Raw genomic sequence first — 15,445 nt, forward strand, 5'->3', positions numbered from 1 at the left:
TTCAATATCTACACTCGGTTCAGCTACTACTCATACTTACTATCAAGCATGATTTTCATCATCATGAGCATTTGCCATTAGTGTGAGTTATTTCTCAGCCGCAATACTTACACATCAATATTCAATTGTAAACGGAATTAACAAGCTTAACGTTATATTTCGGTTAACAACTTAATTTCACTGACTTAAATGTTTACCTATTTATAAGCATCTAATAAGAACCTAAGCCGACAGACTGATTGTTTTTTAGTATTAATGCACTACAAAGCTATTAAAGGAAGCCAAACGCGATGGAGGTAGGTGCTACATACCCGCATATCGGACACTTGTTACCACTACGTAAATTTGAATTCTTCGTTTAAATAATCAAGATCAACTTTTAAACAAACCATGAGCACTTGCCCTCCACTCCCATAATTACTTATTAGAAAGCGCTAAATAACCTTTAAATTCTTATAAAACCTCGTTAAGGCGCGGTGGCTCGACGTTTTCAGACATACGCTTTTAGATATAGTTACTAATAAATTCGAAAGGAATGTATAAAAACGCTAAACAATATATAGATTGTTATTTAAATAAATGTAAATTGGTGTGGTTTCTTTATAGGGTTGTACGTAAAATTCTACTTATAAGACTTGTACTCGCCCCTAGAATATAAATATAGGCGTAAGGATTTACATGACAGTAGAAAGTCATCTTGTCATCTTCGACTGTGACGGCGTGTTAATTGATAGTGAAGTGTTGTCTATGAACACATGGCAGGATTTACTTTCAAAATATAACGTTTCTATCGATGCCGAGTATTTTGTTAACAACTTCCTCGGTAAAAGCATGCAACATGTTGAGGAGCAAGTTCAGCAAGATTTCGCTGTAAGTATTACACCTTTAATGAAAGAAGAGTTTCATACCTTATTGAACCAGCGTTTTACACAAAGTTTAAAACCAACAGCGGGTATTGCGCGTTTGCTATGCAACTTAAAGGTTCCCTATTGCCTTGCTACAAGCAGTTCCCCCGAACGTACAGAGCATGCATTATCTTGTACAGGGTTAGCACCTTACTTTACTAATAACCTCTATACACGTTCTTTGGTAAAAAGAGGAAAACCTGCCCCTGATCTTTTTTTATATGCCGCTGAAAAAATGGGGTTTGCCCCAGAACAATGTATTGTGATTGAAGACTCTCCCGCTGGCATTGAAGCTGGACTTGCTGCGAACATGCAAGTTATTCATTACACTGGAGGGAGTCATTTAAAGGATATGCCAACAAACCACACGACAACAATTACGGATTGGGATAACTTTATACAAGACTACCCAATGTTGGTATCTGATTGATGGAACATGAATAAATGAGTAAAAAACAACAACTAGAAAATCAACGTCTCGACGAAGCCGCACGTGCTGGCTGGCTTTACTATGTGGGCGGAAAGACACAAGACGAAATTGCAAAACGATTAAACACTTCTCGTCAAAGTGCCCAAAGATTAGTGGCGCTAGCCATGTCTGAGGGGCTAGTAAAAGTACGATTAGAGCATCCAATTGCCCGTTGTATGGAATTAGCTGAAACCATACAGCAACGTTTCGGCCTGCAATTTTGTGAAGTGGTTCCGTCGGTGGTTGGTGATGAAAACTCTACCCTAGGCTTAGGGCAAGCTGGCGCTAGTGCCATTGAGCGGGCGTTAAAGTCTACTTCACCGCAGACTATTGCTTTCGGTACGGGCCGAGTTCTGCGTGCTTGTGCTGACGAACTAGCGTTAATGAACTGCCCACAACATAAAATTGTTTCTTTGGTTGGTAATATTGCCAACAATGGTGAAGCCACTCGCTACGATGTAGCCGTGCATATTGCCGATAGAGTAAAAGCGCAGCATTACCCTATGCCACTACCGGTTATTGCTGGCTCAGAAGCTGAACGCGAGCAATTGCATCAACAACCTCACATTGCACGCATTCATGCACTTGCTCAACAGGCTGACATCACTTTTGTGGGTATCGGGAATTTAGGTAACACCTCACCACTACATGTAGATGGCTTTATTAACGATAACGAAACGGAGAGTTTATCTGATTTAGGTGCCTCGGGAGAAATTATCGGGTGGGTATACAATCGTGAAGGCGCCATTGTTGACTGTGAAGTTAATCGCCGTGTTACAAGCAGCAAATTGACCCTTGCATCAGAAAAGCCGGTTGTAGGTGTTGCATCAGGTATGAATAAGAAAGACGCTATTTTAGGCGCGCTACGTTCTAAGCTTATCAATTCACTCATCACCAACGAAACGACTGCTCAAGCGTTATTAAATGGCTAGTTAAGCCATTTAAGCGCTTTGGTGCTAAATTCGTTTTGCATTCGCGCTACATTCATTTCGCACTCGCTTTCCAATCGTCTTGCACTGTTTGGGAAAGAGAGTGCGGCAACACGGTAGCTACATATTGTCTTAAGTGAAGCTACATTTAAAACGCATCCTAGGTATATTTATAAGATTTCTAATAAGTCCTTATAACTCAACAACTAAGCCTCAAAGCCTCTTTCAATACTTTAGTGTAATGTATACTTTCGGATACCTAGTTATCGCAAGCACTGTTTTTCAATTTTCACTTATAGTCTTAAATTCATTCCGAACCGAGCAACAACTTACTACACCAAAGGAATTTAACCATGTTGAAAATTGTTAAAACCACTTTAGTTATCGCAGCCTCTACTTTGGCTTTTTCTAACGCAGCTCAAGCAGACGTTAACGAAGCGCTAGCAAACATTTGTACTATCGTGCAAGCAGACGATAAAGGCGAACTTCGTAAGAAAATGCGTCGTGTACAGTCAGATTTCAAATTAAAACTACATGATTACTACTCAGGTATTTCGTGTAACGGTAATAGCCTTATCCGTACCGCTTTAGTAAACAACGCGGTTGATGTAGGTACACTATTGGTTAAGAAAATGCCAAGCCGTGAATTACAAAACCCAGAAGCAGACGGTAAGACACTTCAAGCGTGGATTGCTGAGCAGGGTCTTCAATCAAGTCCAATCTCAAGCGAACTTAACGAACGTATCTAGTTAATAAGATACGTCGCACCATGTAATGATACACAGTTCAACATGGTCACGGCAGGACGCCGTACTTGTGGCCCCGCAGGGGGCCACCCCCCTTTTTTAAAACATTAAGCCACAAACTCAGTGATTTTCCTTGCAGCCCATGCAGCTTGCTCTCTATGAACCCAGTGCGTTGCTGTGTCATGATACATAATCTGCAAATTACTTACATAGCCTGCTAAACCATCTAAAATACCTTCATCGAACGCGTCGTCTAATCGCCCCCACAACACTAATGTTGGTAGTTCCACTCTTAGCTCGGGCACTCGTATGCTTGCCAACACCTCGGCCGAAGCGTTTTCATCAGGTGCCATCTGCGGCATCTCGCGATAATAATTTAGCATGGCAGACAAGGTTTCATTGTCATTCCAACTGCTAAGTAAGCTAGCAACGTAATTATATTTACTGTTGCCATCCCCGCTGCTTTTATGGGCATAGCTTTTACCGGCGTAGCTATTATTGAAGCTACTCTTATCGGAGCAGCTCCTATCAGCTAAATCAGCTAAATCAGTGTTTTCAGTGTTTTCAGTGGAAACGCTGCTAGCTCCGTCACTTAGTAGCTTTCTTTCGGCTTTTCGGTCGTAATCTGTGAACATGTCATCACCAAGCATGCCCTTAAGCAAGGCAAAGTGGGTCTGCCGTAATTCAACTTCGGCATCTTCAGCCACTAGTGCTTTTATGTATTCACTTTTCTTGCGTTGTTTGCTACTTGTTTTAAGCGCTTGAGTAAAAGTACTTGGGTGTGCGGCGTTTAATATTATCAACTGGTGAAATAAATCAGGCTGAAACGCAGCTAACGGCCACGCGATTGCCCCACCCCAGTCATGCCCCACTAACGTTACTTTTTTGCCCTGACTAACAGTGCGCACAAAGTCGGCCATTCGGTTAATCAGTGCGGGAATACGATAATCACTAGTTCGGCTCAATACTTCTGACTTGTGATAACCAGGTAGATCTGGCGCGATAATATGAAAGTTGTTAGGCAGTTCGCTAATTAATACTTCCCACGTATGGGCATTTTCTGGGAAGCCATGAAACATGATAACTAACGTGTTATCAGCGTGATCAGCGTGATCAGCGTGATCAGCATGAGTATCTATGCTGTCCCCTTTTCGTTCTAGATAATGAATATTGTGGTTTTGAATACGGATGTGTTGCGATGTCACTGAGTTAGTATGCATACCCAGCCTTGTTTTCGGTACTAATGAAGTTTGCTAAAAATAAAAATGCCGAGCAGGCGCTCGGCATTTATCTATTATGCTTACTCTACGGCAAACATACTTTCAGGCATAGACATAAGGTTGTCTGCACCAGAGCTCATAGCTGATACTAGTGAGCGAGTGCGTGTTAGCAAACGGTCAAAGTAAAAACCAGTAGTAATAATTTTACCTTTATAGAACTCGGTTTCTGAACTTCCCGCATCTAGCTGCTCTTGCGCTTTAACCGCAATTTTCAACCAGAAATACGCTACCGTTACATAACCTGAGTACATTAGGTAATCTACCGAAGCTGCACCAATTTCATCAGGGTTAGACGCCGCTGCCTTACCAATATCCATGGTAATTTGCTGCCATTCATCTAAATGAGACGATAATGCGTTAGTCCATGCACTGAACTGTGCTTTACCGCGAAGGGATTCGCAATATTCACGCACTTCTTGAACAAATACATTAAGCAATTCGCCATTAGAGCCCATTACTTTTCGGCCTAATAAATCGATAGCTTGAATACCGGTAGTACCTTCATACATAGTACAGATACGGGTATCACGTGCTAATTGCTCCATGCCCCATTCTTTAATGAAGCCATGACCGCCGTACACTTGCATACCGTAGCTAGTACATTCCTGCGCACTTTCAGTTAAAAATGCTTTAACGATTGGCGTTAGGAACGCAAGCTTAGTATCAGCAAGCGTTTTTTCTTCAGCGTCATCGCCATAAAGGGTTACATCGACTAATTGCATGCAATATGCCGCTAGTGCACGGTTACCTTCAGAGAAGGCTTTTTGCGTGAGTAGCATACGGCGCACATCAGGATGTACAATAATTGGATCTGCAGGGCCATCTTGGTTTTTACGACCCGTTAAAGAACGAAACTGAATACGATCTTTAGCGTAACGCAATGCACCTTGGAAAGACGCTTCAGAAGCCGCTAAACCTTCAAGACCAGTACCGATACGGGCAGTGTTCATAAATGTAAACATGCAATTAAGACCACGGTTAGGCTGGCCAATCAAAAAGCCTTTTGCGCCATCGAAGTTAATCACACAGGTGGCGCTAGCCTTAATCCCCATCTTGTGTTCAATGCTTCCACAAGCAACGCCGTTGCGATCTAGCTTTTCGCCTTCATCAGAAACGTTGAATTTAGGTACAACAAATAACGAAATACCCTTAGTGCCTTCTGGCGCACCAGGTAAACGCGCTAGTACAATGTGAACGATATTTTCTGACATATCGTGCTCACCGGCAGAAATAAAGATTTTCGTTCCGGTTAAGCTGTAGCTACCATCGTCTTGCGGTTCTGCACGGCATTTAAGCATACCCAAATCAGAGCCACAATGTGCTTCTGTCAAACACATGGTACCTGTCCATTCACCGCTAATAAGCTTTGGTAAATACTGGTTTTGTAATGTTTCAGTACCGTGCGCTTTAATGGTTTCCATACACCCTTGGCTTAAGCCAGGGTACATAGCCCACGAGTGGTTAGCACCCGAGAACCATTCTGCAATAATAGATGACAGTGAGTATGGCAATGCTTGACCACCAAACTCTTCAGGATGAGACATACTTGGCCAGCCGCCTTCAACGTACTGTTGATAAGCTTCTTTAAAACCAGCAGGCGTAGTCACTTCACCGTCTACCCACTTACATCCTTCTTCATCACCCGACATATTAATGGGTGCAAGGCTGTTTTCAGAAAACTTAGCTGCTTCAGAGAAGATAGCCGAAACTAAATCTTCTGATGCTTCTTCAAAACCAAGCTTTTGATAATGTTCTTGATAGTTTAATAGCTCATGTGTAACAAACATGGCGTCGCGTTGTGGAGCTTTATAACCTTCCATACCAAATACCTATATAACTTCAAATAAACCAGCAGCACCCATACCGCCGCCAATACACATAGTACAAACAACGAACTTCGCGCCACGTCGCTTGCCTTCGATTAATGCATGACCCACCATACGTGCGCCACTCATTCCGTAAGGATGGCCAATGGAAATAGCACCACCGTTTACGTTTAGTAATTCATCAGGAATACCCAGCTTATCGCGGCAATAAAGGACTTGTACTGCGAAGGCTTCATTCAATTCCCACAAACCAATATCGTCCATAGTTAAGCCGTGTTGCTTTAACAATTTAGGAATGGCAAACACTGGGCCGATACCCATTTCATCTGGCTCACAACCTGCTACCGCAATACCCCGGTAAATACCTAATGGTTTCGCTTGGCCTTTCGCAGCAGATTGTTCATCCATAATCACGGTTGCACTAGCACCATCTGATAACTGGCTAGCATTACCAGCGGTAATACAGCCGCCTTCAATAACAGGGTTAAGTGAACGCAAACCTTCCAGCTGAGTTTCAGGGCGGTTACCTTCATCTTTCGATAAAGTGACTTCCTGCTCGCTCGTTTCGCCAGTTTCTTTATTGAAAATGGCTTTGGTTGCCGTAATTGGCACAATTTCATCGTCGAACTTGCCAGCTTCTTGGCCTGCTGCGGTGCGCATTTGACTTTGATAAGCGTATTCGTCTTGCACATCGCGGCTAATGCCGTAGCGCTGGGCTACAACTTCAGCAGTTTGCAGCATAGGCATATAAATGCTTTTATGCTTAGCCACAAGCTCTGGGTCAACAGCGCGAGACATGTTCATTGCCTTGGTTTGTACCAAAGAAATAGAGTCTAGACCGCCAGCAACCATAATATTGGTATCGCCAGAGCGAATGCTGTTTGCGGCATTGGCAATAGCATACATACCAGAGCTACACTGTCTGTCGAGGGTCATACCCGCAACCGTTACCGGCAAATCGCCTGCTAGTGCTGCTAAGCGGCCAATGTTCATGCCGCCACTGCCTTGTGTTAGGGCTGCGCCCATAATCACATCATCGATACTGGCAGGATCGACACCTGCACGTAATACCGCGTTTCGAATAGCGTGGCCACCTAGTGTAGGGGCTGGTAAATTATTAAGTGCACCTTTGTAGGCACGGCCAATAGGCGTTCTTGCGGTACTTACTATTACTGCATCGCGCATAGCGTACTCCTTAGTTTTTAAATTTTGCGAAGCTACTGCGCTCTTGCGCAAGCTTGATTAATAGGTCGCTCGGTTGTAACCACATTTTTCCGTAGTCACCAAGCTTCTCTGCGTAGGTTGAAAGCTTATCAACGATTTCACCAAGACCAACTTCATCGGCATATTGCATAGGGCCGCCGCGATAAACTGGGAAGCCATAGCCATACACGTAAATAACATCGATATCGCTAGACTTCGCAGCAATACCCTCTTCTAGAATGCATGCCCCTTCATTAATAAGGGTGTATAAGCAACGAACCAAAATTTCTTCGTCGCTAATGTCGCTTCGCTGCGTAACGCCTAAACGCTCCGCTTCTTGCTTGGCAATTTCTAATACTTCAGGGTCTGGAATTGGGACACGGCTACCAGCTTCATAAAGATAAGCACCACGGCCTGTTTTAAGGCCATTACGATTTTTCTCTACTAAACGGTCGGCTACTGCGCCGTAGGCAGGATCGTGAGAAATAAAGGCTTGGCGAGACTGGCGAACATAGTAACCAATATCTAAGCCGGCCATATCACCCATGGTGAATGGCCCCATTGGCATACCAAATTGCGTTAGTACACGGTCAACTTGCTCAGGAGTTGCACCTTCAAGTAATAAACGGTTAGCTTCACGGCCATAAGGTTCAATCATACGATTACCTACAAAGCCAAAACATACGCCAACCAAGACCGCCACTTTCTTAATGCGCTTGGCCAGCTTCATACAAGTTTTGATAACATCGGCGGATGTATCTTCTGCTTTCACAATTTCAAGCAGCTTCATAACGTTAGCTGGCGAGAAGAAATGAAGGCCGATAACATCTTGTGGACGTGAGGTACACGCGGCAATTTCGTTCACATCAAGGGTTGATGTGTTAGACGCTAAAATAGCCCCTGGCTTGCATACTTTATCTAAGCTAGTGAAAACCGTTTTCTTCACTTCCATTTTTTCAAACACAGCTTCAATAACAAGGTCCACATCGGCTAAGTCGTCATACGTTGTGGTGCCGCCTAACAGCGCCATACGTGCTTCCACTTGTTCCTGAGTTAACTTGCCTTTTTTCGCTGAGTTTTCGTAATTTTTACGAATGAGGGCCAAGCCTTTATCTAGCGCTTCTTGCTTAAGCTCTAGCATAGTGACCGGAATACCCGCATTAGCGAAGTTCATTGCAATACCGCCACCCATGGTGCCAGCACCAATCACTGCCACTTTTTCAATGCTTCGCTCTGGTGTGCTTTTATTAAAGTCACTTACGTGACCCGCTGCGCGTTCTGCAAAGAAGAAATGTTGCTGTGCACGGGCTTGTGGCGTGTTCATACATTCCATGAACAACTTACCTTCATGTTTAAGGCCATCTTCAAAGGCCAACGTATAAGCGCCTTTAACCGCTTCAATACATTTTAACGGCGCAAAAAAGCCCCGTGCTGCCATTTTAGTTTGCGCGGATACCGCGTCGAATACGCCCTGCACTTCTTCAGACATAGTCAGCGTGATATCACTGGTACGTTTAATGCCATTTTCAGCGTTCAACGAACTAAGATACTGCTTGGTATCTTCAAGCAAATGTTCTGGCTTATCAGAAATTTTGTCGAATACGCCTGGAAGCTTAACAACAGACGTTGGTTTACCTGTCACTATCATAGACAGTGCGGTAGCTGCATCAGCTAGGCGTGGTAAACGCTGGGTTCCACCAGCACCAGGCAATATGCCAAGGTTTACTTCTGGAAGGCCAACTTGGTTTCCAGCGAAAGTAATTCTGTGGTGGCACGCTAATGCGACTTCTAAACCGCCACCAAACGCTGGCCCCGGCAATACTGCCACTACCGGTTTGGTCGCATTTTCAATTTTGTCGAGTACTTCAGGAAGATTAGGCGATAAGTCACCACCGGAGAACTCACTAATATCAGCACCACCTGAAAAGAGGCCGAGTGAAGAAGTGATGACAATAGCGCTAACTTTGTCGTCGCTTAACGCGCTTTCAATACCATCTATTAGCCCAATTCGTACTGCACGGGAAAGTGCATTTACTGGTGCACTTTGCATTGTTAATGTAGCTACACCCTGTTGGACTGTGTAGTCCACTGCGTTGTTTTCCATCTCTGTCATAACGGTATCCTGTTATTCACGTTAATCGGATGTTATTGCAGTGTAGTCAATCATCCAAGTTTATTGGTGTTATAGACATTCATCACAATATTTAATAAAGACACCAAACCCTTTATTGGTGCATAACTTTCTCTAAACACGTATAGAGTAAGGTATAAGGAAGAATTGACAGATTACCTCACTAGTGTTTTTGTTAACTAACACAATAACTAATTACATATAATTAACATTTGAGGTGAGCTAGTATGCAAGTCTTAAAAACACCTGAAAGTGCATTCTCAACTATTACCGACTTTCCCTATAAGCCGAAGTTTGTTCAAGTCACCGACACTGTAAGTGGTGAGCTTTCAATGGCCTATTATCAATGTGGCCCTGAAGACGGACACACTATTTTGTTATTACACGGCGAACCATCTTGGGGCTATCTGTACCGTAAGATGATTCCGATATTAGCTGATGCTGGGTTTAATGTTTTAGTTCCTGACTTAATTGGCTTCGGGCGCTCAGATAAACCCACTCGCCGCGAAGATTACACTTACGCCCGCCATCTTATTTGGCTTAAAGACTGGTTTAATCAGACCATTACGGGAAAAGTAACGCTTTTCTGTCAGGATTGGGGTGGCCTTTTAGGTCTGCGGCTTGTGGCAGACATGCCTGCTCGCTTTTCAGGTGTAATGGCATCAAATACCTTTTTACCCACCGGTGAACATACTCCCCCTGATGCCTTTCTTAATTGGCGTCGCTACTCTCAAGATGTCCCTGTGTTTCCGGTATCTGGGGTAATAAAAAGTGGAACCGTATCGACCCTATCGCAAGATACCTTGAATGCCTACGATGCGCCTTTTCCTTCTGAAGAATATAAAGAAGGTGCAAGGCAATTTCCCTTGCTAGTGCCCGCTACACCAGACGATCCACAAACCCAAGCTAATCGCGATGCATGGGACAGATTAAAACAATTTAATACGCCTTTCATGACCGCGTTTAGTGACAGTGATCCAGTGACCGCTGGCGGCGACAAATTGATGCAATCTCGCATCCCTGGTTGTAAAGGGGTGCAACACACCACCGTAATTAAAGGCGGCCATTTCGTACAAGAAGATAAAGGGCCTGAGTTAGCCGATCTTCTTATCACTTTTATTAATGCCACTGGGCAAGCTTAAGGAAATAAACATGGATTCATTATTAGATTTTAGCGATAAGGTGATTTTGATCACTGGCGCGGGCAGCGGTTTTGGCCGTCTTCTAGCGCAAGGGTTAGGAAGCCGTGGCGCTAAATTAGTATTATCTGATATTAATGAAGAAAATTTGGAATCGTGTCGTGCTGACGTCGCAAGCTATACCGATGTGGTAGCGAAAGCGGGCGATATTGCCAGCGAAGAATTAAACAAAGCCTTAGTGGAGTTGGCAAAGGACAAGTTTGGTCGTTTAGATATCGCTATCAATAATGCTGGCATTGCCCATGTGCCTACCCCTATGCATGAAATGACTGAAGAGATCATCGACCTTCAGTTTGCTGTGAATGTAAAAGGCGTGATGTTTGGCATGAAGTATCAATTGCCGCAGATGCTATCGCAAAAGCAAGGACATATATTGAATGTGAGCTCCCTTGCCGGATTAGGTGGCGCACCGAAGGGTGGCGCATATGCTGCGGCTAAGCATGCCGTTGCAGGCGTGACTCGAACTGCGGCTATTGAATATGGCCGAAAAAATGTGCGGGTAAATGCGGTATGCCCATTCTATAGCCCGACAAACATTTTAAATGTGGATGGTTACAATACCAAAGAAGCGCAAACACAGCTTGGCATGGGAAGCCCTATGAAACGCTTGGGCGAGCCTCAGGAAATTGTGAACGCCATGATACTCATGCTATCGCCATGCAACAGCTATATGAATGGCCAAACTATAGCGGTAGATGGTGGCGTTACGGCGTGGTAATCCTCACTCGTGTATTGAGTGTTATACCTTAGTATAGAAGGTCATGTTTTGTTTCAGTTCAACTTTAGTTGTAATGAACGCGAACAAACATGACCCCTGAAAGAAGCGGCTTAATTTGGCCGCTTCTTCTTTTTTAAATTGAATACTAACGGTAAGGAGTTCTTATGAAAAAATCGATGAGTTACTTCGCTACCAGCAGTTTTTTTATTTTGTTCACGACTTTTACGTCACATGCCGTGGCGAGCACCCAACCTTACCAAACTAGCCAGAACTACCCTATTCAGCCGAGTGCTATTAGTTATCACCCAGCGCATACCTCATCTAATGACCAAGGTGTAAGTTCAGGTTATATGGTGAAAAAAGCCCGTAGCGAAAACACTGAATCAAATGCGGTATTTCAAGGTTTACTTATTCGTTCAGCACAACATCTTCCCCTATCTGAAAGTGCATTGTTAATCCACTCTTCGCTTCCTTACCGCACCGTATCAGCAGACTAATAGGTTTAACGACCTAGAAAGCACTAACGGTAGACAACGCCTTAACGTTTTCTTCTAAGTCTCTTTCTTCTAAAAATGTCCTTTTTATAAACTTTTTCTTTTCTTAATAGGTTTGTTTCTATAAATTCTAATTCATAGAAATAAAAAAGCATTACTTAAAAGACACTAAAAAAACACTAAATTTTTGAAGACAATTCCTTCTTGAAATTTCCGTGTTACACTGAAAAAAGAAGGGGTATTGATGAAATTTCGTTCGAGTTTGTTATTTATTTTATTGATGATAAGCGCTACTGCTAGAGGCTTTACCATTAATGTACTTTCTCAGTTTGAAGGCGAACAGAAAGGCAAGGAAATAGACGCTTTTTTCCCCCTCGTTTATAGTGATGTAGGCATTACCCCTAACTTTGTCTATTACCCGTCAAAACGGGGCCTTCACATGGTTAATTCCGCTCAGCTTGATGCGGAAGCCACCCGCACAGAAATAGTCGGCGATACATTCGAAAATTTAGTCAAAATAGACGCATCTATTTATACATTAAAGCTAGGTTTTTTGTGTACTCACAAAGATAAATGTAACCTTCATGCAGGCAGTAAAATAGCGGTATTAAAAGGTTTTGAGTCGGCGACCACCTTATGTTCGGGTATTGGTTTACAATGCACGTTTGCAGACTCCCCTAATGCCATTGCTAAATTAATTGACAAGGGCATTGTTGATGCCGCTTTTTCCAGCACTATTGAAACCAATTTTATTAATTGTGCGTCAAACTCACCCACCTTATTTTTCTTGGAACAAAAAGCACTTCACCAAGTTATTTATCATTATATCAACAAGAAACATATAGCGTTAAAAGCCAAGCTAGAAGCAGCCATAAAGAAAGTAAACGCGCAAACTGCGAATTTAACCAATAATTCTATTCATGCGCTACTCACCCAAACATGCAAAAGAGAAATTACTGTTCTATAAGATAGTAGGAGAAAAGCATGGAAGTTATAGATATTAAAGCTTTTATTCCCAGTAGAGACTATGACGTATCTAAAGCTTTTTATACCCAAATCGGGTTTAAGGCTGAGTTTGTTTCTAGCGATTTAACCTTGTTTGAAAACGGCAGTTGTCAATTACTGCTACAGCGCTTTTATAACGAAGATTTGGCCAATAATTTCATGTTACAAATCTGCGTAACAGACATTGATGCAGCCCACGCGCTTTGTACAAAAGCGGTGGATAAACTTAAAATATCAGAAGTGACTCATGAACCCTGGGGAAAGGTATTTTATTTATGGGGCCCTAGCGGTGAGCTTTTACATATGACCGAACTTACCTCAATGTAATTGTAGTACAGACAGGCCTTTCGATTAGCGTTTCCCAAAAAGGCGAAAAGCATGGCCTCTATTGAAGTCATGCTTCTTTTATTTACATAAGCTCTTGTTTATATAAGCTTACGTTTACTTAAGTTCTAGTAAACGTAAGCTTTTAAGGTGAACATTAAAGGTCTAAGGCGTAATAACCATTTTGCCCTTTACTTCACGGTTCATCACTTTTGCCATGGCTTCGGTGGCGCGCTCCATTGGTAACGCTTCGTCGACTACCACTTTCACCTTACCTTGCACATACCACGTTAGAAGCTCCTGCATATTAGCCGCGAAGCCTTTTGGATCATGCTGAGTAAATGACCCCCAAAATACGCCCACTACTGAGTACCCTTTCACTAGAGATAAGTTCACAGGGAATTGAGGTATTTCGCCACCCGCAAAACCAACCACTAATAAACGCCCTTCCCATGCCATGCTGCGGCTACATGCATGGAAAGTGTCACCACCCACACATTCGTAAACTACATCTGCGCCCTTGCCATCAGTGGCGGCTTTAATGGCTTCCTTCAAATCTTTCTCTTTGTAATTGATAAGTATATCGGCGCCATGTTCTTTGGCTAACGCAAGTTTTTCTTCCGTAGAACAAACCGCAATAACTTTGGCCCCCATTTCCTTACCAATTTGCACCGCGGCTAAACCAGTGCCCCCAGCCGCGCCAGTTACCACCAGAGTCTCACCTGGCTGGATTTTAGCTCTCTGCTTTAACGCATGGTGTGCGGTAGCATGTGCGGTTACTAATGCAGCCCCTTCTTTAACATCGATAGGATCGGGTAATGGCATCACATGGGTAGCTGGCACTAGCACTTTTTCTGCAAAGCCACCTAAGTTAGATAAAGCAATAACACGCTGCCCTACACTAATATGCTTTACGCCCTCACCGACTTCGGCTACTACGCCTGCTACTTCGTTACCTGGAATAAAGGGGCATGGTGGCTTCATTTGATACAAACCTTGTACCAAAAGCCCGTCGGGGAAATTAACCCCAGCCGCTTCAACATTAACCACTACATGACCCGGTTTCACAGTTGGATCTGGCATCTCTTTGCACTTCAAATCGTCAATAGGACCAAATGCTTCACATACAATAGCTTTCATAGCCACTCCTAAAATTTGTTTCTTTGCTTAGCGAATCTGCGCGTTAACTGTCTTGATGAATCGTTTTATTCGCAATTTGCGCTAGTGGACGAACCATTGCCCCTAGCTGCATCGCCTTATCGCTTGATGCATTGCCATCGTGAGCACGTTTTACCACGCCCTGTATGATGGCCGCTAAGCGGAAGAAGCTAAATGCAAGATAGAACGTCCAGTTGTCTATTTGATCGATGTCCCGTCGTTTACAATACGCAGCAACATATTCTTTTTCGCTAGGGATGCCCAATGCGTCTCTGTCTAAACCGCCAAGGCCAGAAGCATGGGCAATATCAGCAGGTAAACGCAGCTGCATACACTGATAAGCTAAATCAGCATACGGGTGCCCCAATGTCGAGAGCTCCCAATCTAATACTGAAATGACTTTAGGTGCATCAAGGTTAGACATATCAAACATCATATTGTCTAATCTGAAATCACCGTGAACTAAGGCTATTTGGCCGTCGTCTTCAGGAAGGTTCGCTTCTAAATAGGCAATAAGCTGCTCTATTTCTTCTAAATGTTCCAACTCAGACGCACGGTATTGTTGTGTCCACCGACTCAATTGGCGAGAAAAGTAACTGCCAGGTTTTCCGTAAGTAGCTAGCCCAGCGCTCTCAATATCAACGCTGTGCATATCAGCCAATACACGATTCATTTCATCGTACATTGCAGTGCGAGTTTTCGGGCTTTCTATTTCTGGCAGCGCACTGTTCCAGTAAATAGTGCCTTCAACGTAGGCCATAATGTAGAACATACTGCCAATGATGTCGGGGTCTTCACATAAGTGATATACCTTAGGCACAGGCACTTCTGTATTACTTAGTGCATTGATAACGCGATATTCGCGGTCAACCGCATGGGCAGACTTTAAAAGTTTGCCCGGCGGCTGGCGACGCAACACGTATACACCAGTATCAGCATTTAATTTAAATGTAGGGTTAGATTGCCCACCTGAGAATTTATCTGCTGATAACACTGTGCCTATTTCAGGGCACGCTTTACTCAGGTAGCTATTTAACGTGTCTATATCTAACGTGTGC

14 protein-coding genes are annotated in these 15,445 nt (G+C 43.4%); 8 read left to right on the plus strand and 6 right to left on the minus strand.

Going from position 1 to position 15,445, the window contains the following annotated elements:
• Window positions 1–678: 678 nt before the first annotated feature.
• From Q4561_RS19140 to Q4561_RS19150, 3 genes are all read left to right on the plus strand, one after another.
• Window positions 679–1,335, plus strand: a complete 657-nt coding sequence (locus Q4561_RS19140; RefSeq protein WP_303462854.1) for an HAD family phosphatase — start codon at window positions 679–681, stop codon at window positions 1,333–1,335.
• 14 nt (window positions 1,336–1,349) lie between these two features.
• On the plus strand, window positions 1,350–2,306 hold the full coding sequence (locus Q4561_RS19145; RefSeq protein ID WP_303462856.1) for a sugar-binding transcriptional regulator: 957 nt from the start codon (window positions 1,350–1,352) through the stop codon (window positions 2,304–2,306).
• Window positions 2,307–2,656: 350 nt separating this feature from the next.
• Window positions 2,657–3,052, plus strand: coding sequence for a DUF3718 domain-containing protein (locus Q4561_RS19150; protein ID WP_303462857.1), 396 nt, complete (start codon window positions 2,657–2,659; stop codon window positions 3,050–3,052).
• 104 nt (window positions 3,053–3,156) lie between these two features.
• Here Q4561_RS19150 and Q4561_RS19155 read toward each other — a convergent pair whose 3' ends face one another.
• From Q4561_RS19155 to Q4561_RS19170, 4 genes are all read right to left on the minus strand, one after another.
• Window positions 3,157–4,269, minus strand: coding sequence for an alpha/beta fold hydrolase (locus Q4561_RS19155; protein WP_303462858.1), 1,113 nt, complete (start codon window positions 4,267–4,269; stop codon window positions 3,157–3,159).
• An 80-nt stretch (window positions 4,270–4,349) separates the two neighbouring features.
• A complete protein-coding gene (locus tag Q4561_RS19160) occupies window positions 4,350–6,149 on the minus strand; it encodes an acyl-CoA dehydrogenase C-terminal domain-containing protein (protein ID WP_303462859.1) in 1,800 nt (599 codons plus the stop codon).
• Window positions 6,150–6,158: 9 nt separating this feature from the next.
• On the minus strand, window positions 6,159–7,340 hold the full coding sequence (locus Q4561_RS19165; protein WP_303462860.1) for an acetyl-CoA C-acyltransferase: 1,182 nt from the start codon (window positions 7,338–7,340) through the stop codon (window positions 6,159–6,161).
• Between the two features lie 10 nt (window positions 7,341–7,350).
• Window positions 7,351–9,471 carry a 3-hydroxyacyl-CoA dehydrogenase NAD-binding domain-containing protein gene (locus Q4561_RS19170; RefSeq protein ID WP_303462861.1) on the minus strand — a complete coding sequence of 707 codons (2,121 nt, stop codon included), beginning with the start codon at window positions 9,469–9,471 and terminating at the stop codon, window positions 7,351–7,353.
• Window positions 9,472–9,716: 245 nt separating this feature from the next.
• Here Q4561_RS19170 and Q4561_RS19175 point away from each other — a divergent pair, with 245 nt between their 5' ends.
• From Q4561_RS19175 to Q4561_RS19195, 5 genes are all read left to right on the plus strand, one after another.
• On the plus strand, window positions 9,717–10,631 hold the full coding sequence (locus tag Q4561_RS19175; RefSeq protein ID WP_303462862.1) for a haloalkane dehalogenase: 915 nt from the start codon (window positions 9,717–9,719) through the stop codon (window positions 10,629–10,631).
• A 10-nt stretch (window positions 10,632–10,641) separates the two neighbouring features.
• Window positions 10,642–11,406 (plus strand): SDR family NAD(P)-dependent oxidoreductase, encoded by a 765-nt coding sequence (locus Q4561_RS19180; RefSeq protein WP_303462863.1) that lies wholly within the window; start codon window positions 10,642–10,644, stop codon window positions 11,404–11,406.
• A 164-nt stretch (window positions 11,407–11,570) separates the two neighbouring features.
• Complete coding sequence (locus tag Q4561_RS19185; RefSeq protein ID WP_303462864.1) at window positions 11,571–11,903, plus strand: hypothetical protein; 333 nt, start codon at window positions 11,571–11,573, stop codon at window positions 11,901–11,903.
• 241 nt (window positions 11,904–12,144) lie between these two features.
• The gene (locus Q4561_RS19190) at window positions 12,145–12,867 is read left to right on the plus strand and encodes a hypothetical protein (RefSeq protein ID WP_303462865.1); all 723 of its coding nucleotides are present in this window, start codon (window positions 12,145–12,147) and stop codon (window positions 12,865–12,867) included.
• Between the two features lie 17 nt (window positions 12,868–12,884).
• On the plus strand, window positions 12,885–13,232 hold the full coding sequence (locus tag Q4561_RS19195; protein WP_303462866.1) for a VOC family protein: 348 nt from the start codon (window positions 12,885–12,887) through the stop codon (window positions 13,230–13,232).
• Between the two features lie 162 nt (window positions 13,233–13,394).
• Here the strand turns inward: Q4561_RS19195 and Q4561_RS19200 are convergent, their stop codons facing one another.
• Both Q4561_RS19200 and Q4561_RS19205 read right to left on the minus strand, forming a co-directional pair.
• Window positions 13,395–14,369 (minus strand): NADPH:quinone oxidoreductase family protein, encoded by a 975-nt coding sequence (locus Q4561_RS19200; RefSeq protein WP_303462867.1) that lies wholly within the window; start codon window positions 14,367–14,369, stop codon window positions 13,395–13,397.
• A 43-nt stretch (window positions 14,370–14,412) separates the two neighbouring features.
• Window positions 14,413–15,432, minus strand: coding sequence for a phosphotransferase family protein (locus Q4561_RS19205; protein ID WP_303462888.1), 1,020 nt, complete (start codon window positions 15,430–15,432; stop codon window positions 14,413–14,415).
• Window positions 15,433–15,445: the final 13 nt, after the last annotated feature.

Origin of the sequence: Alteromonas sp. 1_MG-2023 (assembly GCF_030547075.1) — a bacterium.
In the GTDB taxonomy this organism is placed as follows: domain Bacteria; phylum Pseudomonadota; class Gammaproteobacteria; order Enterobacterales; family Alteromonadaceae; genus Alteromonas.

Bases quoted from the DNA above. Each gene is read 5' to 3' on its own strand.
- Q4561_RS19170 (WP_303462861.1), bottom strand. From the start codon at position 9,471: ATGACAGAGATGGAAAACAACGCAGTGGACTACACAGTCCAACAGGGT.
- Q4561_RS19185 (WP_303462864.1), top strand. From the start codon at position 11,571: ATGAAAAAATCGATGAGTTACTTCGCTACCAGCAGTTTTTTTATTTTG.
- Q4561_RS19195 (WP_303462866.1), top strand. From the start codon at position 12,885: ATGGAAGTTATAGATATTAAAGCTTTTATTCCCAGTAGAGACTATGAC.
- Q4561_RS19180 (WP_303462863.1), top strand. From the start codon at position 10,642: ATGGATTCATTATTAGATTTTAGCGATAAGGTGATTTTGATCACTGGC.
- Q4561_RS19155 (WP_303462858.1), bottom strand. From the start codon at position 4,269: ATGCATACTAACTCAGTGACATCGCAACACATCCGTATTCAAAACCAC.
- Q4561_RS19190 (WP_303462865.1), top strand. From the start codon at position 12,145: ATGAAATTTCGTTCGAGTTTGTTATTTATTTTATTGATGATAAGCGCT.
- Q4561_RS19165 (WP_303462860.1), bottom strand. From the start codon at position 7,340: ATGCGCGATGCAGTAATAGTAAGTACCGCAAGAACGCCTATTGGCCGT.
- Q4561_RS19200 (WP_303462867.1), bottom strand. From the start codon at position 14,369: ATGAAAGCTATTGTATGTGAAGCATTTGGTCCTATTGACGATTTGAAG.
- Q4561_RS19140 (WP_303462854.1), top strand. From the start codon at position 679: ATGACAGTAGAAAGTCATCTTGTCATCTTCGACTGTGACGGCGTGTTA.
- Q4561_RS19175 (WP_303462862.1), top strand. From the start codon at position 9,717: ATGCAAGTCTTAAAAACACCTGAAAGTGCATTCTCAACTATTACCGAC.
- Q4561_RS19145 (WP_303462856.1), top strand. From the start codon at position 1,350: ATGAGTAAAAAACAACAACTAGAAAATCAACGTCTCGACGAAGCCGCA.
- Q4561_RS19150 (WP_303462857.1), top strand. From the start codon at position 2,657: ATGTTGAAAATTGTTAAAACCACTTTAGTTATCGCAGCCTCTACTTTG.
- Q4561_RS19160 (WP_303462859.1), bottom strand. From the start codon at position 6,149: ATGGAAGGTTATAAAGCTCCACAACGCGACGCCATGTTTGTTACACAT.